This window comes from Neorhizobium galegae (assembly GCF_017877055.1).
Lineage (GTDB): Bacteria > Pseudomonadota > Alphaproteobacteria > Rhizobiales > Rhizobiaceae > Neorhizobium > Neorhizobium galegae_D.
Map to the genome: position 1 here is coordinate 637,692 of NZ_JAGIPG010000003.1, position 22,334 is coordinate 660,025.

At 62.2% G+C, this 22,334-nt stretch carries 17 protein-coding genes; all 17 read left to right on the forward strand.

The window, feature by feature from the left end:
- The first annotated feature begins 363 nt into the window (after positions 1-363).
- The 17 genes from J2857_RS22160 to J2857_RS22240 all read left to right on the forward strand — a co-directional run bounded on the left by J2857_RS22160 (position 364) and on the right by J2857_RS22240 (position 22,040).
- The gene (locus J2857_RS22160) at positions 364-2,148 is read left to right on the forward strand and encodes an IucA/IucC family protein (RefSeq protein ID WP_210012230.1); all 1,785 of its coding nucleotides are present in this window, start codon (positions 364-366) and stop codon (positions 2,146-2,148) included.
- Positions 2,132-3,868 (forward strand): IucA/IucC family protein, encoded by a 1,737-nt coding sequence (locus J2857_RS22165; protein WP_210012232.1) that lies wholly within the window; start codon positions 2,132-2,134, stop codon positions 3,866-3,868. The genes J2857_RS22160 and J2857_RS22165 overlap by 17 nt, the downstream gene beginning before the upstream one ends.
- On the forward strand, positions 3,865-5,145 hold the full coding sequence (locus tag J2857_RS22170) for an AMP-binding protein (RefSeq protein WP_210012234.1): 1,281 nt from the start codon (positions 3,865-3,867) through the stop codon (positions 5,143-5,145). Before J2857_RS22165 ends, J2857_RS22170 begins: the two co-directional genes overlap by 4 nt.
- Entirely contained in the window at positions 5,142-6,443 is a 1,302-nt protein-coding gene (locus tag J2857_RS22175; RefSeq protein ID WP_210012236.1) for a DUF6005 family protein, read from the forward strand. The genes J2857_RS22170 and J2857_RS22175 overlap by 4 nt, the downstream gene beginning before the upstream one ends.
- Positions 6,444-6,702: 259 nt before the next feature.
- Complete coding sequence (locus tag J2857_RS22180; protein ID WP_210012237.1) at positions 6,703-7,218, forward strand: sigma-70 family RNA polymerase sigma factor; 516 nt, start codon at positions 6,703-6,705, stop codon at positions 7,216-7,218.
- 100 nt (positions 7,219-7,318) lie between these two features.
- Complete coding sequence (locus J2857_RS22185; protein ID WP_210012238.1) at positions 7,319-8,293, forward strand: FecR family protein; 975 nt, start codon at positions 7,319-7,321, stop codon at positions 8,291-8,293.
- A 197-nt stretch (positions 8,294-8,490) separates the two neighbouring features.
- A complete protein-coding gene (locus J2857_RS22190) occupies positions 8,491-10,701 on the forward strand; it encodes a TonB-dependent receptor (RefSeq protein ID WP_245363665.1) in 2,211 nt (736 codons plus the stop codon).
- A gap of 106 nt (positions 10,702-10,807) precedes the next feature.
- Complete coding sequence (locus J2857_RS22195; RefSeq protein WP_210012240.1) at positions 10,808-11,107, forward strand: DUF2218 domain-containing protein; 300 nt, start codon at positions 10,808-10,810, stop codon at positions 11,105-11,107.
- Positions 11,108-11,151: 44 nt separating this feature from the next.
- Positions 11,152-12,051 carry a siderophore ABC transporter substrate-binding protein gene (locus tag J2857_RS22200; RefSeq protein ID WP_210012241.1) on the forward strand — a complete coding sequence of 300 codons (900 nt, stop codon included), beginning with the start codon at positions 11,152-11,154 and terminating at the stop codon, positions 12,049-12,051.
- Complete coding sequence (locus J2857_RS22205; protein ID WP_210012242.1) at positions 12,048-13,025, forward strand: ABC transporter permease; 978 nt, start codon at positions 12,048-12,050, stop codon at positions 13,023-13,025. Before J2857_RS22200 ends, J2857_RS22205 begins: the two co-directional genes overlap by 4 nt.
- Positions 13,026-13,035: 10 nt before the next feature.
- Entirely contained in the window at positions 13,036-13,977 is a 942-nt protein-coding gene (locus tag J2857_RS22210; protein WP_210012243.1) for an iron chelate uptake ABC transporter family permease subunit, read from the forward strand.
- The gene (locus J2857_RS22215; protein WP_210012244.1) at positions 13,974-14,732 is read left to right on the forward strand and encodes an iron ABC transporter ATP-binding protein; all 759 of its coding nucleotides are present in this window, start codon (positions 13,974-13,976) and stop codon (positions 14,730-14,732) included. Before J2857_RS22210 ends, J2857_RS22215 begins: the two co-directional genes overlap by 4 nt.
- 329 nt (positions 14,733-15,061) lie before the next feature.
- Complete coding sequence (locus J2857_RS22220) at positions 15,062-16,894, forward strand: ABC transporter ATP-binding protein (RefSeq protein ID WP_210012245.1); 1,833 nt, start codon at positions 15,062-15,064, stop codon at positions 16,892-16,894.
- A 37-nt stretch (positions 16,895-16,931) separates the two neighbouring features.
- Positions 16,932-18,467, forward strand: coding sequence for an ABC transporter substrate-binding protein (locus J2857_RS22225; protein ID WP_210012246.1), 1,536 nt, complete (start codon positions 16,932-16,934; stop codon positions 18,465-18,467).
- Positions 18,468-18,532: 65 nt separating this feature from the next.
- Positions 18,533-19,456: an ABC transporter permease gene (locus tag J2857_RS22230; protein ID WP_210012247.1), complete on the forward strand. Its 924-nt coding sequence runs from the start codon at positions 18,533-18,535 to the stop codon at positions 19,454-19,456.
- Positions 19,453-20,307: an ABC transporter permease gene (locus tag J2857_RS22235; RefSeq protein WP_373426768.1), complete on the forward strand. Its 855-nt coding sequence runs from the start codon at positions 19,453-19,455 to the stop codon at positions 20,305-20,307. Before J2857_RS22230 ends, J2857_RS22235 begins: the two co-directional genes overlap by 4 nt.
- On the forward strand, positions 20,304-22,040 hold the full coding sequence (locus J2857_RS22240) for a M14 family zinc carboxypeptidase (RefSeq protein WP_210012249.1): 1,737 nt from the start codon (positions 20,304-20,306) through the stop codon (positions 22,038-22,040). Before J2857_RS22235 ends, J2857_RS22240 begins: the two co-directional genes overlap by 4 nt.
- Positions 22,041-22,334: the final 294 nt, after the last annotated feature.

Sequence of the window (22,334 nt, forward strand, 5' to 3'; positions counted from 1 at the left end):
GGAGCGGACAGATCGTCCTTGTTGCGGAGCGCCTGTAGAACAAGAGCAAGGCGCGGAAAAACGAAAGACAGGAACGGGTTCGCCGCCATGAGATCACAGCTTCAGGCACCGCAGACCAAAACGAAGCTGCCGCATCGCGACAATGCGGGACGCTCGGCTCTTCCTCTTCCTGCAGGGCCAGAGGTCAAACAGCCCCCTGCCCGGGTGCCGCAGCCGGCAATCCGGAGAACCCATCCGCAGCAACCAGATCACTGTCGGCGCAGGCCTGGCTGAAGACCGGCACAGGCTGTCGGCTCCGGCCGCCCGACGCCGACCGGAAAGCCATTGCATGGTCGTCGGCTTGCGCAATGGGGATGGAGACATATGCAATCGTCAAGGCAGACCGCGGAAGCGGCTACATTCCAGAGTTTTGCGAACTGCTATCTGCGGGAGGTCAGTTCCGGCACCCGGATTGTCCACCGCAGCATGAGCGGAACGGTCGATGCCATCGAATGGCCACTGCCGCAGCAGCAGATCTTGCTGCGCGCAGAGATCGTCTCCGCGTCCGTCTGCGGACCGCAGCATTTCGGCAGGTTGTGGACGCGCACCGTGTCCGATACGTCCTGGCGGGCGGTCGAGCCGATGTCGGCGCTGCATTTCCTCCTCCAGGAAGCCTACCGGCAGATCGAGGACGGCCGGACCGATGCCCTGCGCAGCTTTGAACTGGAGCTGCTGGCGCGCGTTCTCGACAGCTATCAGCAGATGACGCTCTACCTCGAAAAGGCCTCTCCCGCGCCGCCGGACGAGGGACATTTCATCGAGGCGGAACAATCGCTCGTCTTCGGCCACTGGCAGCATCCAACGCCGAAGAGCCGGCAGGGCATGACATTCTGGCAGCAGGAACGATATGCCCCGGAACTGCGCGGACAATTCCAGCTACAGTATTTTGCCGCCAAGACAGAACATGTCCGCGAGGCTTCCGCGCGAACGATGCAGGCGCACGAAATCATCCGCTCCGAGCTTGGCGCATCCGGAGCCGGTCTCGGCATCGAAACGGACGAGTGCCTCATACCCATGCATCCGCTACAGGCCGAAGCGCTGCTTCTCGATCCGGGCGTGCAGACGATGCAGCGCGACGGCCGCCTGCGTCACCTCGGTCCCGCCGGGTCTCTCTTCACCGCGACGTCGTCGGTGCGCACCGTCTACAGCCCCCATTCCGACTGGATGCTGAAGTTCTCGCTTCCCGTGCGCATCACCAATTCCGTGCGCATCAATCGCCGCCCGGAGCTTGAAGCCGGGGTAGCGATGGCAAAACTGATAGAGGGCATCGGCTTTGCCGAGCGTTCCAAAAATTTCCGCATCCTCCAGGATCTCGCCTACATCACTCTCGATATACCGGGTCGGGAGGAAAGCGGTTTCGAAGTCATCCTGCGCGAGAATCCATTCAAGGGCGCGAGGGCACAGGGCGTCGTGACGGTCGCCGCCCTCACCGCCGACCCGCTTCCCGGCGACCTGTCGAGACTGGAGCGGACCATCCGCAGGCTCGCAGCCAGAGGCGGCGACGGCATTTCAAACACCGCGCTTACCTGGTTCCGGCGTTATCTTGGCTGCGCCGTCGAGCCATTGATCCGGCTTTACGACGACTACGGCGTGGCTCTCGAAGCCCATCAGCAGAACGCCCTCCTCGATATCGGCATGGGTTATCCGACCGCCAGCTACTATCGCGACAACCAGGGCTTCTATCTCTCGGATCGGTATCGCAGCCTGCTTGCCGGGCATGCGCCGGAAACGGAAACGATCGCCTCGCTCTATTTCGCTGACGCAGAAATCCGTGGCCGGTTCGCCTATTACCTGATCGTCAACCAGGTCTTCTCCGTCATCAGCCGCATGGGCCATGACGGACTTTGCGACGAGGGTGTACTCCTATTTGCCCTGCGGGCGCATCTGGAACACTGCGCCGAAACGATGTCCGGCGCCGGCCGGGATTTTGCAAGGCACGTTCTCGATCTGCCGACGATCACCTCGAAGGCCAACCTCACGACCCGCCTTTTCGATGTGGACGAACTGCAGTCGAGCGGCGTGCATTCCCTTTATCGGCCCATCCCGAACCCGCTGCGGGTTCCGATGGCGCTTGCAGCACCGAGGGCCGGCCATGCCATTGCCTCTTGAAGCCGCGGGAGAGCCTCGCGACCGCGTCATCCGCCAGCTCGTGGCGGCACTGCTGTTCGAGGGCATCATAGAGGTGCGCGAAAGCGCCTGTGACGGTGCGACGCAATTTCAGTGGATGCTCGGTGGCCGGGAATTCCGGTGCCGCGGCACGATCGGCCCGTTCGGACGCGCCCGCATCGCGACGGGCTCGGTGGAGATGAGGGCCGTGGATGGCCATTGGGAAAGCGCCTCGCTCGGCGCGATCATCCCGTCATTGCCCGGTACCGGGATCACGCGGGGCAAGCTGCTCGGCGAACTGGAGCAGACGATCGCCTTTTCCGAATGGAACCACCAAAATCTGCCCCTGAAGAACCGCCGCGCCCTCGCCTTTGTCGAACTGGAAGGTGCCATCGACGAAGGGCATCCGTACCATCCCTGTTACAGAGCCCGAAGCGGATTTTCGTTTGCCGATCATGCCGCCTACGGACCGGAAGCCGGGCAGGCATTCCAGCTCGTCTGGGTGCTCGTCGCGCAAAAACATCTCGCTCAGGCGCTACCGGGCAGCAGAGACGCCTTCTGGCGGGCCGAACTCGGCGACGAGACGTGGGCCGTGCTGGAGGCGAGGCGGAAACGGCTTGGCTTGGCAGCCGGAGATTTCGGGCTGGTGCCGCTCCACCCGTGGCAATGGAAAGACCTTGGCGAAACCATGGGCACGGGGTGGATCGCCGCGGGAGAGGCGCATTACCTCGGCCCCGCGGGTGATCGCTACGTGGCAAGCCAATCGGTCCGGTCCCTGTTCAATGTCGACCGACCGCTCGCGGCAAGCATCAAGCTGCCGCTCAACATCGTCAACACTTCGTCGCGCCGGACGCTGGAGCCGCATTCGGTGTGCACGGCGCCGGTGCTGTCCGCCTGGATCACCGGCATCGTCCGCGGTGACCCGCTGTTTGGCCGGGAATTTCCCCTCACCGTCCTGCAGGAATATGCCGGGATCATAGCCGATGCCGGAGGTCCATTGGCCGGCCAGCTGGGCGCGGTCTGGCGGGAGAACGCCGAGGCGATGCTGTCCCCCGGTGAGGCAATCATCCCGTTCAACGCCCTGATGATGGTCGAAGCGGACGGAAAGCCCTTTGCGGATGAGTGGATCGAGCGTTTCGGACTCATGCCATGGATGAACCGGCTTCTGGAGGTCGCCGTCCTGCCTGTCTGGCACCTCCTTGTCGCCCACGGGATCGCCGTTGAAGCCCACGGCCAGAACATGCTGCTCGTCCACCGCGACGGCTGGCCGGTGCGGCTTATCCTGCGCGATTTCCACGAGAGTGTGGAATTTGCGCCCGATTTCCTGCGCGAGCCGAAGAGAGTTCCGGATTTCGCTGCGCTGAATCCGCTCTACCGCCACGCGGAACCGGATCAGTATTACTGGACGGACAACCTCGATTCCCTGCGGGAACTCGTGATGGACACGCTTTTCGTGTTCAACCTGGCGGAAATCTCGCATCTTCTCGACGTCTGCTACGGACTTCCGGAGTTCCGTTTCTGGCAGCGGGTCGAAAGTCTGCTCGCCGGCTATGCGCAAGAGCAGGGCATGCAGCACCGGCAGTCGCTGCTGGGGCATGACCGCGCGCTCATCCTCACCGAATCCCTGATCACCCGAAAGCTCCTCGCGCTGAAGCCGGAATATCACCACGAGGTGCCGAATGCCTTGGCTGCCAAGACGTCTGAACGAAGGAGAAAGCCATGATCCAGATCGATGGACGGCTCTACGATCACGCCTATTTCGATGAAACTTCGCGAGACATTGCCGCACAGATCGGCCTTGCTGAAAACGACAGCGGACGCTACGCGGTCTGCTTCAGCGAGACGACGCAATGGCTTTCCCTGTTCTTCGCCATCCGCAAGGCCGGCGCCAGCGTCCTGCCGATCCATCCCGGCACACCCTATGCCGCCGCCCGAAAACTGGCGATCACGGCCAACTGCGACCGGCTGTTCTACAACAGCCTGACGGCCGAAGTGCTCGACGCGAAGCAAGAGGCGCCAAAGCCGGGCCGGCTGCTGCACATGAGTTCGGGAACGACCGGGGCAGCAAAATGCATCGCCCGGCCCTGGGCCGAAATCGACCGGGAGGTCGAAAGCTATGTTGCGACCTTCCGCCAGCCCGAAGGCATGACGCCGGTCATCTCCTGCCCGACCACCCATTCCTACGGGCTGATCTGCGGGATTCTCGTGGCTCTCAGGCGCGGCCAGGTCCCCGTCATCGTCGAGACCGCCAATCCCAAATATCTCCTGAAAGTCCTGCGCGAAACCGAGCGGCCGCTCCTCTATTCCTCCCCGGCGATCCTCCACACGCTCTCGCGGCTTTTGCCCGAGGGGGAAAAGCTTCATGCGGCGATGACCTCCGGCACACTGCTGCCCGATCCGTGGTTCGTGCAGATCCGTGCTAGAAGCGAGCATCTCTTCCAGCAATATGGCTGCTCGGAATCCGGCTGCATCGCCATCAACCCGGACATGCGTGCCGCCGGGGACATGGGTTTCGTCCTGCCGCATCTGACGGCCGAGACCGGATCGGGCGTTGACGATGCCGGTGAGATCGTCGTCCGGAGTGATGGCGGCGCGGCAATCCACACCCGCGACCTCGGTTACCGCCGCAGGGACGGCATGCTGGTCTTCGTGTCGCGCATGGACGACATGATCAACGTCTCAGGTCTCAACGTCTATCCCGGCGACGTGGAGGATGCGGTGATGGCTATGCCGGGCGTCACCGACGCCGTCGCCTTCCGCAGGAGCGACCGTTTTGCCGGCGAACGCGTGGCATTGCTCTACAGCGCCAATCAGCCGGTGCCACCGCAGGATATCCGCGCATGGTGCAGCCGCCATCTCGCCAGCCACCAGTTGCCGATGGAAATGATCCAGATCGCAGAAGTCCCCCGCCAGGCGAATGGCAAGATCAGCCGCCGCGAGGTCGCGGCCCGCCATGCGGCCGGCGAGTTCGCAGCCCCCGAAGCAGGAGTTGCCTCATGACGCGCGAAGATATTCTCGAAGCCGTCCAAACCGTGCTTTCCGAGCACATGACCCATCCGCATATGCGTGGCTTCGCACCGGAAGCGCGCCTCAACGAGGATCTTTATCTCGATTCCGTTCTGATCCTGCAGATCTTCCTCAATCTCGAGCTGGAATACGGCCTTGCCATGCCGGAAGAAGCGATCGCGCGGCAGGAACTCGACACGGTTGCGGATCTCGTGGCGCTCTATGTGCCGAAGGCCATCATTCCGTCATTCCCGATGACGGGCGGGACGGCGGATGAGGGCGTCCACGGTGAGGCCTACTACGACATCAAGGTGCATTGCTTCGTCAGTTGCGTCTGCGACGGTCTGAAACGGCAGGGGCTCGACCAGCGGCCCTTCTATTTCGGGGTCTGGGATGCGAGATTCACCGTCAGCGACAGCTTCCATCTCCTCTATCATTCGCCGGAGATAACCCAGGACTTCTTCCGCGACTGGTTCCAGCGGCTTTACCAGGTCCAGGTCCGGGAGTGGTACGACCCGGCAAAATCGAAGAGCGACAACCTCGCCACGCTTGTCGACCTCGTCGACAGCCGCCCGCAGACCGGCTCGGTCATGGTTATGCTCGACATGTTCCACCTCCCCGAGCGCGAGAACAAGTTCAACCAGAACCCCTTCCCGCATTATCTGATGCTGCAGAAGAGCGCCGACCCGGACAAGTGGTTCGTGCACGATCCCGATTACCGATGGGAAGGCGAGATCGAGCGGGAAAAGGTGATCCACGCGATCATGCAGCCGACGGTCGGCGGCGGCTACGTGTTCGACAACGCCCAGGCACGCAATCCCGCGCCGGAAGACCTCAGGGATTATTTCGAGGCCTGCTTCGTCGCTGAGCGCAATCCGTTATCCGACGCCGTACGCGGCATCATCACAGCCCATATCGACGGCCGCAACGGGCTGCAGCTAGCGAACCTGGCATCGGCGGTTCGCGAACTGCCGGTGATCAGCATCCGCAAATATGCCTATGAGCACGGTTTCGCTTTCTTCTGGCGCGCCCTGAAACTGCCTTCCGCCGAATTCGAAATCTGGTGCGAGGAGATCGAAGCGCTCGTGCAATCGCTGAAAAACCTGCATTACGGCTGCATGAAACTCGGCCAGACCGGCGACAGAAACCAGGCCGGTGCAGTCTTCGAGCGCCTTGACGAGGCCGATCGGCTGGAACGCAAACTGAAGGCCAGGCTTGGCGAGGTCTTTTCCGACTGGTGCGACCAAAATGTGCCGCTCACCGCCCCGAGGCTCAGAAGGGCCGCCGGATAAGGCGGAAACATGCATCTATCTCGCCGCTTCGCTTCTCCCAAAGCGTCGCGATGGGTCGGGGGGACTGATGACGGCAGCAAAGGCAACCTGGCCTTTGCTGCCGTCATCATAATATGACTATTGCATTCAAGTTTTTGATGGTAGATATGCGTCGCATGATAGGTAGTCCAACCATGTCATTCATATCATCGACCCATCCGTTGCATATCGTGGCGAGCGCTGGGTCAGCATATTAGACGAGCTCAGATACTCTGACCCCATGACCTTGGAAGCTGAAAGTCGTCACAGCCTCTATCTCGCCCACCGCTCTGCGCTGGTCGACTATGCCGCTCGGATCCTGGGCTCCCGGGAGGCGGCCGAGGATATCGTGCAGGAAGCCTATCTGCGTTTCGCGCCGGGCAAGACGACCGGCGAATCGGCGCGCCAGGGGCTTGCCTATCTCTATCGCATCGTCCGCAATCTCTCCTTCGACGTCCTGAAGCGCCGCAAGATCGAATATCGTGGCCATGCCGAAGACCCGCCTTTCTGGACCATTCCACAAGCCGCCGACAATCCGGAACAGACGGTGATGTTCGGCGACGAGCTGCGCGTGGCGGCAGCGGCACTCGATGCGCTTCCAAGCGAGATCCGGATTGCTGTGGAAATGTACCGGTTCGGTGGTCATACGCTCGAAGGCGTGGCCGACCACCTGGGCATCTCCGTCGCTACCGCCCATCGCCACGTGCGGACCGCCATGGTCAAGATCGCCACGGCGCTCGACAGGAAAAACGCCTGAATATCTCCACGCATGCGAAAAATCCGGACCAGTCAATCGTTCCTACGCAAGAAGGGGAATTTCGGATAGAGATCGCAAGACATCCGAAGCAGGTTGAGACTTGGCAGGGCACGACAAAACGGACGAGAGCATTCTGGAGGAGGCGATGGACTGGTTCCTGCGCCTGCGCGAACCACATCGTACAGCCGCCGACGAGCGCGATTTCAGCCTCTGGTTCAACCAGTCGCCTGCAAATCGCGATGCCTGGACGAAAGCCTGCAAGACCTGGGAGTTGATGGGTGAGACGACGCCCATCCACGAAGACCTCTGGCGTCCGGCCAGCCAAGCGAAAATGCTTGCCGCCCGCCGCCGACGGCGCGTCTGGGCTGCGGGTGCTGCGCTCGCGCTGGCGGCCTGTCTTGTGCTGGCGTTGGCCGGCCCTTCCCTCTTCATTCGCTACCGGGCAGATTTCAGGACGGCGACGGCCGAGCTGCGCAAGATCACGCTCGAGGACGGCAGCGCGGTCGAACTCGGCGCCGAAAGCGCAATCGATACGGATTTCGCCAACGGTGCACGGCATGTGACGCTGCTTTCCGGCGAAGCCTTCTTCGACGTCAAGCACGATCCGGCGCGGCCCTTTACCGTCACCGCCGCCGGCGTGAAGGTCACCGTGCTCGGCACCGCGTTCGACGTCCATATCAAGCCCGAAAATACGACGGTGGAACTTGTTCGCGGGGTAGTCGGCCTCACGGTCGACGGCGCGGCGCGCACTTTCGAGCTGTCTCCCGGCGATTCCGTGACCGTCAGCCGCACGGATGGCCAAGTGTCGCGAGCAAGACTGGCGCCGGAAGACATGGCGGCCTGGCGGAACGGACGGCTGTTCGTCAACGACGTGACGGTCGCCTCGGTGGTCGAGGAGCTGCAGCACTATCACTCCGCGTGGATCAGCATCCCGAGCGGCGATCTTGCCAATCGGCGCGTCACCGGCCTCTACGATCTCTCCGATCCCGATCGGGCGCTCGAAGCTCTGGTCCAGCCCTATGGCGGCAGGGTGCACCACGTTTCGCCCTATCTCAGGGTGCTTGCGCTTTTCTAGGCGGTTAAAATTCCCTGAAAATTTTTGCGATGGGGTGAAAAAAGCGCCGGGCGCAGTCGTCTCTACCCTGAAGCGCAGGCCGGGGGGCCTTGGCGAACACAGTGTAGCAGGAGACGGGGCGGATGATTTTGCCGGTGAGTGAAGTAGCGCGTGGCTTGGGGGCAAAGGGCAAGCGGAACGCTTTTGCAGTGAGCTTGATGGCAACGGTCGCAGCGGCCGCGATTGGCGGAAGCGTGATCTTTGCCGCCCCGGCCCTTGCTCAGACGGCGACGCGCAGCTTCAATATTCCGGCTCAGCCGCTTGCTTCGGCTCTCAATGCCTTCGGCCGCCAGTCCGGCCTCCAGGTAACCCTCGCTGCCTCGACGTCCCGCGGCGTCACAGCGCAGGCCGTCAGCGGCAATCTCACACCGGATCAGGCGCTCGCCCGCATGCTCGCGGGGACGGGCGTGAACTACAGGATCGCCAACGGCACGGCCGTCATCGGCACTCCAACAAGTGCTTCCGGCGATGTGCCGGCGGAAGGAGCCACGACGCTGAGGCCGATCGTCCTGCAGGGCCAGCCGGGTGCCGAAGGCGATGTCGGAGAAACCGTCATCGGACCTGAGCAGCTCGAGCGCATCAACCCGACCGACCTCGCGGACGTGTTCCGGGAACAGGCCGGCATACAGGTGGGCAGTTCGCTCCCCATGTCGCAAAAGGTCTACGTCCATGGGGTCGAGGAAACCAACCTCGCCGTCAGCATCGACGGCGCGCGCCAGAACAACAAGGTCTTCCACCACAACGCGACCAACCTGATCGACCCGAGCCTGCTGAAGGCGGTGGACGTGGACGCAGGCATCGCGCCGGCCGACGCCGGCCCCGGCGCGCTCGCCGGCTCGATCAACTACGAGACCAAGGATGCGATCGACCTCCTGGCGCCGGGCAAATCCTTCGGCGGCTTCGTCACGTCGACCTACAACTTCAACAGCGATACCGTGACGAACGGGCTTTCCGCTTACGGCAAGCGTGAGGGCTTCGAGTTCCTCGGCTATTTCAATTTTGCCAAAGGCGACGATTTTGTCGGCGGCAACGGCAGAGAAGTGTCCGGCACGGAGACCGATCTGCTCTCCGGGCTTGGCAAACTCGCCTATGAAGCGGAGAGCGGCGACCGCTTCGAGATCAGTTACGATCGCAGCCGCGACGACGGGCTGCGCCCCTACCGCGCCAATGCCGGGCATATCGTGCGGCCGCCATGGGAACCGCTGACACGCAATTACGAGATCGACCGCCAGAACTTCGTCTTTACCTATACGGACACGTCGCCCGAAGGCTGGTGGGATCCGAGAGTGGTGCTTGGCTATAGCGGCTCGGAAGTCACCGTGCCGGTCTATAGCTCTCTGGGGTATCAATATGACGCCACCGGCAACACGACCAGCTTCAATGGGAAGTTCGAGAACAAGTTCTCCTTCGATATCGGCAATATCGTCGCAGGCGTCGACTTCTATTCCGACATTGCGGATCTCGATGCCAACGTAGATTCGTCGAAGGAAAAAGCGCGGAATGTTGGCTTCTATGCACAGGCACGGCTGGAGCCTTGGGACCGCACCCGCCTTTCATTCGGCGGACGAGCGGACTACCAGTGGTTCACCGGTGTGGGTGGGCAGGATTACGACAATGGCGGCCTGAGCGCCAATATCTCCGGTGAATACGACCTGACGGACGTGCTGACCGCCAAGGCCGGCTTCTCGCATGTCTGGGCCGGCATACCGCTGGCAGAAAACTTCGTCATGAACCCGGCCTGGACCTATGGCACCGACGGGCCGGAACCAGTCACCGCCAATAACTACATGGTTGGGCTAGAGGCGGAATATGAAGGCTTCACTGCAGAGGCAAGCCTTTTCCGGACCGACATCTACAATGCGCGTGCGGTACGCTACAGCCCGCCCGCGACAGGCGCTATCATCGAACGGGACATGGTATCACAAGGGTTCGAACTCGGCGCAGGCTATGAGTGGGCGAATGGCTACGTGAAGGTCAAATACGCTCATATTCGAGTGGATATCGATGGCGTTCCTGCCGATTCCGATACCGGCAACTATCTCGCAACGCCGGTCGGCGATATCATAACCATCACGGCGGCCCACACATTCGTCGACTGGGGCCTGACCATCGGCGGCGATATCGAGATCGCCCCGGAATATGACCATGTCGCCGGCGGGGCGCCGGCCTACAAGGCCTATGAGGTGGTGAACGCCTTTGCCGAATGGAAGCCCGAGGCTATGCCAAACTTCACTTTCCGCGCCGAGGTCCAGAACATCTTCGACGAGACCTATGCCGACCGCGCCACCTACGGGCAGGAATTTGGAACCGTCAGACCGCTCTATGAGCCGGGCCGCAGCTTCCTCCTGACCGCCAAGGCGACGTTCTGAAGAACAGGATCTGCATTCACATGGCCGTGCGGCAATCGCACTCTGGGTTGCCGTGGCAGTGCGGGCGATATAAGTGGATATTATTACTCACCTTAAGGAGAGCGCTTTGTTACAGGCAACCGCAGAATGGCACACCGAGCACGGCGGAAAATACCTCGTCCAGTTGTGCAAGCATTTCGCTCACAAGATCGACGTCTCCTACTCCGAGACCCATGGGGAGTGCCGCTTTACCTGCGGCACCGCCATTCTCGATGCCGGTGACGGTGGCCTCAAGATCCTCGCAACGGCAGCCGACGAGGAACGGTTGGCGGAAACTGAATCGGTGATCGAGAGGCATCTCGTGCGCTTCGCATTTCGTGAAAACCTGGAAGTCCTGCAATGGCAGAGAGCGGATCGAGCCGCCTGAGGCCCGATCCGGCATTCGGCCAACGGCCAAGACATGGTGAGAGAATGAACTTGAGGACGGTCGCGGCTTTTGCCGCCTTTGCTTTTTTGGCTCTTCCTGCGCACGCGGTGAACATCCCGACTGCGAAAGGATCGGTGCAGGTTGCCACTTCGCCCGCCAAAATCGCAGTCTTCGATATCGCGGCGCTCGATACGCTCGATCACCTCGGCATCAGGCCAGCCGGCGTTCCGCAGAAGCTATACCTCCCTCAACTTGAGCCTCTGAAACAGGGCGCGGAAATCGTGGGCGATCTCTTCGAGCCCGATCTCGAGGCTCTCAGCGCGCTCGGTCCCGACCTGATCATCGTTGGTGGCCGTTCCTCGACCAAGGCCTCGGCGACTGCGCAGGTTGCGCAGACCATCGACATGACCATGGATGGCGACGATCTGGTTGCCCAGTCCAAGGAGCGGTTGGCCGCCTATGGCGCGCTCTTCGGCAAGACGGACGAGGCCGCTTCCGCCGTGAGGGACCTCGATGCCCGGCTGGAGGCCGCAAAGGCGGCGGTTGCCGGCAAGGGCAAGGGCCTGATCATCATGACCAACGGGCCGAAAGTCACCGCCTATGGTCCTGGCTCGCGCTTCGGCTGGGTGCATGCCGCGCTGAATCTGCCGGCGGCGGTGCCGGACATCGAAGCCGCCAATCACGGCGAAGCGATCTCCTTCGAGTTCATCGCCAAGGCAAATCCCGACTGGCTGCTGGTGCTCGACCGCGCCGCCGCGATCGGTTCCGGCGAACAGGGCGCCGAGGCGACGCTCGATAACGAACTGGTCGCCCGGACGACGGCCTGGAAGAAGAACCAGGTGATCTACCTGCCGGCCGCAGAATTCTATATAGCCGCCGGCGGCGTGCAGTCGATACAGCGTGTCGTTGCGACCATCGCCGAGGCGTTCACCGCCGCCAGATGAGCATCGCCGCCGCCCAGCAATCGTCGAAAACGGGGTGGATCGCCGGTCTGACGCTCGCGGTCTTTTTTGTTTGCAGTCTTTGTGTCGGCGTCAGCGACATGCCGATCGCCCGGCTGTTCTCGGACGGGCGGGCGCTCGAACTCCTGCTCGTCAGCCGCCTGCCCCGGACACTCGCGGCCATCCTCACCGGCGCCGGCCTGGCGATCGCCGGGCTCATCATGCAGACGCTTGCCCGCAACCGTTATGTGGAACCGTCCACGGCCGGAACGGCCCAGAGCGCCGAGCTCGGGATCCTGCTCATCACCCTCTTCTTCCCCTCCGCCAGTCTTCTGTTCAAAAGCCTGGCAGCGAGTGCCGCCGCTCTTCTCGGAACCTTGCTCTTCCTGATGACGGCGCACCGGTTTCCGCCGACGCAGCCCTTCCTCGTGCCGCTTTTCGGGCTCGTTTATGGCGGTGTAATCGGCGCGGCAGTCACCTTTGTCGCCTGGCAGGCCGACCTTCTGCAATATCTCTCGGTCTGGACCAATGGCGACTTTTCCGGTGTCCTGCGCGGCCGCTACGAACTCCTGTGGCTTGGGGCAGCGATGGTGGTGATCGCCTGGATCGTCGCCGACCGGCTGACCATCATGGCCCTCGGCCGCGATGCCAGCATCGGGCTCGGCATCGACTACGCCCGCATGCTGCAACTCGGGCTGATTATCGTTTCCGTTATTTCGGCGTTGAGCGTCGTCGTTGTCGGCATGGTTCCCTTCGTCGGCCTCGTTGTGCCGAACATCGTCTCCCGTCTGATGGGCGACAACATGCGCGGCACGCTGCCTTTCGTCGCCGTCAGCGGCGCAATCCTGGTGCTGGGCTGCGACATCCTCGGGCGGCTGATCCGCTATCCTTACGAGATTCCGGTTGGAACGGTGATGGGTTGCGTCGGCGGGCTCATCTTCCTCTGGCTTCTGTTCCGGCGGTCTTCCGATGTCTGAGCGTCGGCGCATGCCCGATCGTCGCCTTCTCTGTCTTGCCGCAGCCGCGCTCCTTTGCATGATTGCTTTCATGACGATCGGGCTGCGCGGCAATATCGGCTTCGTGCTCTCCCTGCGCGCCGCGAAACTTGCAGCCCTTTTGCAGGTCGGTGTCTCTATCGCCGTCTCGACGGTGATCTTCCAGACCGTTACCAACAACCGTATCCTGACTCCGTCGATCATGGGGCTCGACGCGCTTTACCTGTTCGGCCAAATGCTGCTCGTCTTCCTGCTTGGCGGACTTGGCTATGCCGCGCTCGACGCGCAACTCAAGTTCGGTGGCGAGATTATTGTACTGATGGCACTGGCAACCGGCCTCCTGCTGCCGATGCTCCGCCGCCGCACAAACATGGGTCTGATGCTGCTCGCCGGCATCATCTTCGGCATCCTGTTCCGCAGCCTGCATTCCCTGCTGGCACGCCTGATCGATCCCAATGACTTCGCCGTCGTCCAGGGCGTAAGCTTCGCCGATTTCAACGACGTCCGCACCGACCTTCTCGTCTTTGCAGCAATCCTGACCGTCGCCGGCATCGTGATTGTTTGGAGAGCGCGGCATGTGCTCGACGTCGTCGCACTCGGAGCCGATACGGCGACTGGGCTCGGGATCGCCTGGTCGCGCACCGTCACCGGGCTGCTGCTGCTCGTCTCGGCGCTTGTCGCGGTTTCGACGGCGCTGGTGGGACCTGTGGCATTTTTCGGCCTCCTGATCGTGGCACTTGCCGAACGCCTCGTCGATACGCGTCGTCACGCGGTTCTGCTGCCGGCATCCATGTTGACGGCCGTCATCATTCTCGTCGGCGGGCAGACGCTGTTTCAGCATGCGCTGGGCAGCAGTTCGACACTCGGCGTCGTCATCGAATTCGTCGGCGGCCTCGCCTTTCTTGTTCTGCTCGTTTTCGGGAGCCGCAAATGATCCGGATAGAAAACGTCTCGCTGCGGCACGGCCAGACGCAGATCCTCCATGACATTTCGCTGACGATCCCGAAGGGCGGCATCACCGCCCTGATCGGTCCAAACGGCGCAGGCAAGTCCTCGCTCCTGTCGCTGGTCGCCAGGCTGCAGCCGTTACAGGCCGGCAGGATCAGCGTCGACGGTTGGCATGTCGGCACGACGCCGAACCGCGATCTCGCCCGGATCCTCGCCATCCTCCGGCAGGACTCGATCGTCGCCAGCCGCTTGCGCGTGCGCGAACTCGTCGGCTTCGGCCGTTTTCCGCATGGGCGCGGGCGCCTGACACCCGACGATTATGCCGTCATCGACCGGTCGCTGCAGCAGTTCGACCTCACCGATCTCTCCGACCGCTTCGTCGAAACGCTTTCCGGCGGCCAGCGGCAGCGAGCCTTGGTAGCGATGGCCTTTGCCCAGGGGACGGACTATCTGCTGCTCGACGAACCGCTCAACAATCTCGACATGTATTTCGCCCGCGAACTGATGCGTTCGCTGCGCACGATCGCCAACGAAAACGGAAAGACCATCGTCATCGTGCTGCACGACATCAACCAGGCGGGCACCCACGCGGACCGGATCGTGGCAATGAAGTCGGGTCGAATCGTCGCCGATGGCACGCCTTCCGCGTTACTGACGCCCAAAACCCTTAAAGCCATCTTCGGTTTCGAGATGCAGGTGGAAACATTCGACAATACGCCGGTTGTCCTGCATTTCCGCTAACTTAGGGATCTTCAACGGGCGGAAATAGTAAAATTGCCCGGGTAGGCGAGCATCTGAGCCTTCGCCCTCCGACGATCGGGAATATCAGCTTGCGGCACCGTTGACAAATTGTCGACAAAGTGATGACATATTCTCATCAAGGCAGGGATGAGGCAATTGACGGGAAATCCGAAAGAAATTCGGGGCCGCCAGAGACGGAAGAGCAAGCGAGTGCCGATGGGCGTGGCTGCCAACAGCCGCCTTGCGGAACGTCATGAGCATCTCGTGGATTCCGCTGCCGATGCCTTCAATCAGGCGGCCTGCCCCGCCATCGGCAGGGAGTTCCCCGAGTGACGCCAACCGCCTCCACCCCCCTTCTGGCCGTGGACGACCTGTCGGTCGAGTTCGGCGCGTCGCGCGTCATCGAGAACCTGAGCTTTTCCGTTTCGGCGGGCCAAACAGTCGCGATCGTCGGCGAATCCGGTTCGGGCAAGTCGGTGACATCGCTGTCGATCATGCGGCTTGCGGACATGCTCGGCGCCAATTATCCGACCGGGCGAATTCTGTTCCAGACATCCGGCGGTGAGATCGATCTCCTGAAGCTCGACCAGAAGAGGATGCGCAGCATTCGCGGCAAGGAGATCTCGATGATCTTCCAGGAGCCGATGACTTCGCTCAATCCAGTCTTCACGATCGGCGACCAGGTGGCCGAAATCCTGAAGCTTCACGAGGGCAAGTCGAACAATGCAGCACTCGCCGAGGCGAAGCGCCTGCTCGACATGGTCCGCCTGCCGGATGCGGCGGAATTGCTGACCCGTTATCCACACCAGCTTTCCGGCGGCATGCGCCAGCGCGTGATGATCGCCATGGCGCTCGCCTGCCGGCCGCGGCTGTTGATCGCCGACGAGCCGACGACGGCGCTCGACGTCACCATCCAGGCGCAGATCCTCAATATCCTGCGAGATCTGCAGAAGGAACTCGGTGCCGCAGTCATCTTCATCACCCATGACATGGGCGTCGTCGCCGAAATGGCGGACGACGTCGTGGTCATGTGGAAGGGCAAGGCGGTGGAAAAGGGCAAGGCGCTCGATATTTTCGAAAGGCCAACCAATGCCTATACGCGCACGCTCCTCGCAGCAGTGCCGAAGCTCGGCAGCATGACCGGCGAGGAATTTCCCAAGCGCCTGCCATTGACCGTGCTCGAAGACGGAGAACCGAAGCTCTCGGGTGTCGAGCGTGTCCAGAATACCGCCCGCTACGCTTCCGCACCGCTGCTGTCGGTACGTGATCTTGTGGTGCGTTTCGACATCAAGAAGGGCCTGCTCGGCAGGGTCACCCACCGCGTCCATGCCGTGGAAAAGGTCTCCTTCGACATCCATCCGGGCGAGACGCTGGCGCTGGTCGGCGAATCCGGATCGGGCAAATCGACGATCGGCCGCACCATCCAGCAGCTTCAGAAGGCGACGGCCGGCAATATCACCTTCTCGGGCAAACCGCTGTCGGCGATGAGCATGGCCGAGCGGCACAACCTGCGCCGGGACGTGCAATATATCTTCCAGGACCCGTTCGCCTCGCTCGATCCGCGCAAGACGGTCGGCTTCTCGGTCGCCGAACCGATCCGCACCCATGGCCTTCTCGACAGTGAGAAGGAGATCGCAAAAACCGTCGATGCGCTGCTCGAACGGGTCGGGCTTACCTCCGCGCATGCCCGCCGTTATCCGCACGAATTTTCCGGCGGCCAGCGCCAGCGCGTCTGCATCGCCCGCGCGCTCGCCTCAAAACCGAAGCTGATCATCGCCGACGAGGCACTTTCGGCACTCGACGTGTCGATCCAGGCGCAGATCATCAACCTGTTCATGGACCTGCAGGAAGAGCGCGGCCTCGCCTACCTCTTCATCAGCCACGACATGGCCGTCGTCGAGAAGATGAGCCACCGGGTGGCGGTGCTCTATCTCGGCCAGATCATGGAATTCGGCAATCGCCGCCAGATCTTCGAAACGCCTTCGCACGACTATACGCGCCGGCTTCTGTCTGCCGTGCCGGTCGCCGATCCGCGCCGGCGCAAGCCGCTGGTGATGATCGAGGGCGACATTCCGAGCCCGGTCCGGGCTGTCGGTAACGAACCGGTCCTTCTCGCCCGGGAAGAGATCGCGCCAGGACATTTCGTGGCACGCGGCGCGTGACGATTTGACATTCGGTTTTACAACAGGAGCAAAAACGATGATAAAAATGCAGAGGGGTTTGCGGACGGCATTCGTGGCGATGGCGCTCGCAGGCACGGTTTTCGCGCCGGTCTCGGCTCTCGCCGCCGGCAAGCTGACGGTGTCCTCGCCGCAGGATCCGGGCAGCTGGGATCCGATCGACACTTTCCTGGTCAACTGGGCCTCGGTCTCGACCAACATCTTCGACGGCCTCACCTATCGCGGCCCGGACCTGAAGCTCGTGCCGGGTCTCGCGACTTCCTGGGAAGTGCTCGACAACGGCATGCGCATCCGTTTCAAGCTGCGGGAAGGCGTAAAATTCCACAATGGCGAGGCCTTCGACGCCGAAGCGGTGAAGTTCACCTTCGACCGCCTGCTCGGTCCGGAAGGCGCCAAGGGCCCGCAACAGTCCAACTACAACTCGATCGGCAGCGTCGAGATCATCGACGCCAACACGGTCGAATTCAAGATGAAGGTCGCCGATCCGGTGATCCTGACCAAGCTCGCCGGTTACGGCGGCATGATCGTTCCGCCGAAATACATCGCCGAAAAGGGCGATGCCTATTTCAACGCCCATCCGGTCGGCACCGGTGCCTTCAAGTTCGTCTCCTATGAGCCGAAGGTGAATATCGTTCTTGCCGCCAACCCCGATTACTTCGGCGGTGCTCCGAAGATTTCGGATCTGGAATACAAGTTCATCTCCGAGCCGGCGACAGCGGTTGCCGAACTGCAGGCCGGCCGTGTCGATATCGTCATTCCGCCGACCATTCCGATCGGCATGATCCCGACGATCCAGGGCAATGCCAAGCTTGCCGTGGTCACCTCTCCCGGCCCGACGGTCTATGCGCTGCGCTTCAATACGCGCGACGGCATCACCAAGGATCCGAAGGTCCGCCAGGCGCTGATCATGGGCGTCGACCGCGACGCGATCATCAAGTCGATCCTCGGCGGCCAGGCACAGCCGATCGCCAGCTTCCAGGGACCGCTGTCTTTCGGCTTCGACAAGGCCATGAAGCCGCTTCCCTACGATCCGGCCAAGGCACAGGCTCTGCTGAAGGAAGCCGGCGTCGCGCCGGGCACTGCCCTGCAGATCGACCTTCGCGGCAACGAGGCGACCTTCATCGAAGTCGCCCAGGCAATCTCCGCCTACCTGCAGACGATCGGCATCACCGCCACGATCAAGCCCTATGAGACCAACGTTCTGCTGAACGACATCATCCCGAATGGCAAGACGGGCGCGATGTTCCAGCAGTCCTGGGGTGGCTGGACGCTCGACTACGACAACACTGCGGTCGCGATGTACAAGACCAAGGAAAAGTGGAACCCCTACGACAGCGACCCGAAGATGGACGACCTGCTCGCCAAGCAGCGCACCATCACCAATGTCGCCGAGCGCGAGAAGGTGCTGCAGGAAATCGCCCATTACGCCGCCGACCGGGCGCTGGAAATGCCGCTTTACAACCTCAACGCCATCTTCGGCATCAACAAGCGCGTGAAGAATTTCACGCCGGTGCCGGACAGCCGTCTGAAGTTCACCGACGTCACCGTCGACTAAAAACTGCGCAGCCGCCGCCTTCGATCGGAGGCGGCGGCTCGAACAAGAACAAGGGAACGAGAGATTTGGCCGCATTCCTGATAAAACGCTTGGCGCAGGCGATTTTCGTGGTGATCGCCGTGACCCTGACGGTCGCCTTCGCGATCCGCCTCACCGGCGACCCGGCGCTGATGCTGACGCAAGGCGCGGGCAGCGTCACCGAGGCCGATCTCGTGAAAATTCGCGAGGGATTGGGGCTCAACGAGCCGTTCCTGGTCCAATATTTCAATTTCCTGAAGGGCATCGTGACGCTCGATTTCGGCAACAGCTTCCTCGGCGGCACGCCCGTTTCGCTACTGATCGGCAAGGCTTTGCCCGCGACGCTGTCGCTGGCCTTCACCTCCCTGATCGTCTCGATCGTGATTTCCATCCCGCTTGGCATCAAGGCCGCCACCGCCCGTGGCAAATGGGCCGACCAGATGATCCGAATCCTGTCGCTCGTCGGCCTGTCCTTCCCGAATTTCTGGCTGGCGACCATGCTGGTGCTGCTGTTTGCCATCTCCATCCCGCTGCTGCCGCCAAGCGGCATGGACGGATTTGAAAGCTTTGTCATGCCCGCCGTCACCATGGGCATCATCCTGACGGCGACCAATGTCCGCCTGGTGCGCACCACCATGCTGGAAACGCTGCGCTCACAATATATCATGGTCGCCCGCGCCAAGGGTCTCAGTGAAAATGCCGTGCTCTACAAGCATGCGCTGCGCAACTGCGCCATTCCGCTGATCACCTATTTCGGCCTGCAGTTCGGCGGCCTGCTCGGCGGCATCGTCGTCGTCGAGCGCGTCTTCAACTGGCCGGGGCTTGGAACGCTTGCCTTCGACGCCGTCGGCGCCCGCGACTATCCGGTGCTGCAGGCGGTTATCACCGTCCTGTCGCTGATGATCATCGGCATCAACCTTCTGGTCGACATTGCCTACGGCCTCGTCGATCCCCGCATCCGGACGGAGTGAGAGCCATGGTCTCGCGCAGTGCTTCCTCGAATTTCCTGAAGCTCGAATTCGTCCTCGGCGCCCTTCTGGTCGGCGTCATCGGCCTTGCCGTCATCTTCTCCGGCGTGATCTTTCCAGGCGGCGCCGAAAAGATCGACCTGATGTCGCGGCTGGTGCCGCCATTCACGAAGCCGGCACATGTCCTCGGCACCGACCCGCTCGGCCGCGACGTGCTGGCGCGCGTCATGGCCGGCGGCAAGATCTCGCTGCTGGTCGGCTTCGTGTCGGTGGCGGGCGGCGTGGTCTTCGGAACCGTCATGGGCCTGGTCGCCGGTTATTACCGCGGCATCTGGGACATGCTGGTGATGCGCTTTGCCGATATCCAGCTGGCGCTTCCCTTCATCCTGCTCGCCATCACCTTCATCGCCATCGTCGGCGGCGGGCTGGCGAACACCATCATCCTGCTGATTGTCTCGCAATGGGTGCAATATGCACGGCTGGTGCGCGGCTCGGTGCTGACATTGCGCGAGCGCGAATTCATCCTTTCGGCGCGGGCCATCGGGGTCAAGGACTGGCGGATCATTGTCCAGCACCTGCTGCCCAACCTGATCGGACCGGTCATCGTGCTGATGACGCTCAACGTCGCCACCAACATCCTGCTCGAATCGAGCCTCACCTTCCTCGGTCTCGGCATCGACCCGACCATTCCGAGCTGGGGCGGCATGCTGGCGGAAGGCCGCACCTACCTGCAGACGGCCTGGTGGGTCAGCGTCTTCCCCGGCCTTGCCATCCTCCTCACTGTGCTGGGCCTCAACCTCCTCGGCGACTGGCTGCGCGACAGTCTCGATCCCACAGGCAGAACATCCGCATGACACTGATCCACGAACAAGAGGTCGAGCGCACGCTCGATACCCTCATCGAACGCTTTTCCAGCGCCAAGGGTACCAAGCTCGAAGCCTGGGTCTTCGACGACGAGAAGAGCCGCAGGCAAGCCGAAGCGAAGCTTGCCGCCCAAGGCATCGAGGCAAAGTTCCGCAGCGCCTACAAGCCCCTGCTGCATTTCTTCCTCGAAGAGGTAGAACTTGAGAACCTCACGGCCCTGCATGTGGTCTATCCCGTTTACAAGGCCTGCCCGAAGAACCGTTTCCTGCTCGAAGCCTATCCTCTGGCGGGCCTCGCCGGTGAAGCACAGCCGACCTTCGAAGCGGGGAACGAGGATGCCTTCTACACGGTGACGCTGACCGCCAAGAGCGGCGGCACCGAAACGCACAAGGTCTTCGCTCCGAACCGGCTCCACACGGATTTCATCGGCGAAACGCTGCTGTCGCCGACAGGCTGGCTGGCGGTCGATGGCGGAATTGGCGAGCGGCTGGAAACCGATTACGAAGTCCTGTTCATCTCCGCCGTCGAAGCCGTCGCGGCCCATGACTGGGGGGCGAAGGAACCCTATTTCGACGAACTCAACATCACCGTCATCCTGCCGGCCGAAGACCGGCGCCTGGCGGTGGGCGAAGAGGTCGTCAGCCTACGCGAGGCGCTGCACGAGGATTTCTATTTCACGCTGCTGGAAGTCTTCCAGAAGAAATCCGGCCGTCCGATCGGCGACCGTGGCCTGCAACCGGGCCAGATCATTCCGGAAATCCGCGAAGGCGAAACCATCTCGGTCCGCATCGAAACCCGGCCGCTCTGGACCTCCGAGGCGGTGGCTGAGCCGCAGCGCCTCGCCTCCGCCGTGTCGCCGATCCCGGTTTCGCAGATCCGCCGGGAACTCACAGCCATAAATGGCGTCGCCTTCGAAGCCCGCTCACGGAGCGGCCGTGCCATCGAAGCCCGTTATCACGCAGGCGGCGACAAACCCGTCATCATCAGCGGCGGCCAGCATGCCAACGAGACGACCGGGATCGTCGGCGCGCTACGCGCCGCACAGACGCTGAACTCAAGAGAAGACGCGCATTTCGTCATCTCGCCGCTCGAAAATCCGGACGGTTACCAGGTGCATTGGCGCCTCCGCGCCGACAACCCGCTGCACATGCACCACGCGGCCCGCTACACCGCGCTCGGCGACGACCTCGAATATCGCTCGGGCAAGGAGCTTTTCGAAAAGGCGATCCGCGTCGAGGCGGAACGCCTGAGCGGTGCGAAGCTGCACGTCAACTTGCACGGCTATCCTTCGCATGAATGGACGCGGCCGCTTTCCGGCTACGTGCCGCGTACGTTTGCGATGTGGACCGTGCCGAAGGGCTTTTTCCTCATCATGCGACATCACGCCGAATGGACGGCGCAGGCGGAAATCCTGATCGACCGCGTCAGCCGCCACCTTGCCGCCATTCCCGGCCTCGTCGCCTATAACACTGCACAGATCAAGCTGTTCGAAACCCATGCCGGCGAGACCGGCTTCCGCATCGTCAACGGTTTCCCCTGCCTGATCTCGATCGACGACCGCCATACGGTCCCGCTGACGCTGATCACCGAATATCCGGACGAAACCATCTACGGACCGGCCTTCATCCAGGGCCACACGGCGCAGATGGAGACGGTGCTTGCTGCCTATGACGCGATCCAGGCGATCGAGGAGCCGGCCCCGATCTCGGAACCCGCGGTATAGTCACCGGTTAAATGCAGGACAAACATTTCCAGGTGCACACGACATTGGCGCGTCGCGTGACTTGGGGCCTGTTGACAAAGAGGATTCCCAAATCTGCGGAAGCGCCATGGGGCGCTCATTTGCGCCTTGCCGATATCGGGCACCCGTTGCATGTCAGCAGACATGGACGTGGTGAAGGTCCAGCCGAGATCGATCTGGCCATCTTCTAGGCCGAGGCGTGCGGATTATGGGAAAGCGTGGTGATTGCCATGGAAGGCTTCGCCAAGTGTGATCAGCCCGTGGGCCGGCAAATTG